At 59.0% G+C, this 503-nt stretch carries 1 protein-coding gene; it reads right to left on the bottom strand.

What is annotated here, in order from left to right; translation table 11 throughout:
* Window positions 1-53: 53 nt before the first annotated feature.
* Window positions 54-503, bottom strand: a 450-nt coding sequence (locus L977_RS11985; RefSeq protein WP_047625814.1) for an integrase core domain-containing protein, incomplete at its 5' end; no start/stop codon positions are given.

Here is a 503-nt window from a genome sequence, read left to right on the forward strand (position 1 = left end):
TGTACGGTCCGGGGACATGGTAGACAGGTGTTCGGGGACATGGTGAACACTTTTTAACATCCTTTCCCCATGGTTATCGACTTTTTCTTCAGGTCGATCACCCCCACTTTCGTGCTGTACCACCACACCTCATAGCAGCCATCCTCCTGTGTCTCCTTCAGCCCGACCCGCTCTCCCCTGAACGCCTTTCCTGCGCTCAGACTGACTCCCTGTAAGCTCAGCTTCCCGCTGATATCCACTTTCCTGACCACCACGCCGTCATCGTATTCCGGTGGCGTCACGGTGCCGCTGTACTGCCGCGAAGACGGCTGATACCGCGAGGCGGGCACCGCCATATCAAGCGCCTCATGCGGGCGTTCAAGGTTATAGACCGTCCGCCAGTGGTCGAAGGCGCGCTGCAGTTCACCGCTGTCCGCGAACCATTTCCCCTGCAGCACTTCCGCCTTCAGGCTTCGGTGAAAACGCTCCAGCTTGCCCTGCGTCTGCGGATGATAAGGCCGGGA

Source organism: Enterobacter sp. ZOR0014, assembly GCF_000798855.1.
Classification (GTDB): Bacteria; Pseudomonadota; Gammaproteobacteria; order Enterobacterales; family Enterobacteriaceae; genus Enterobacter; species Enterobacter kobei.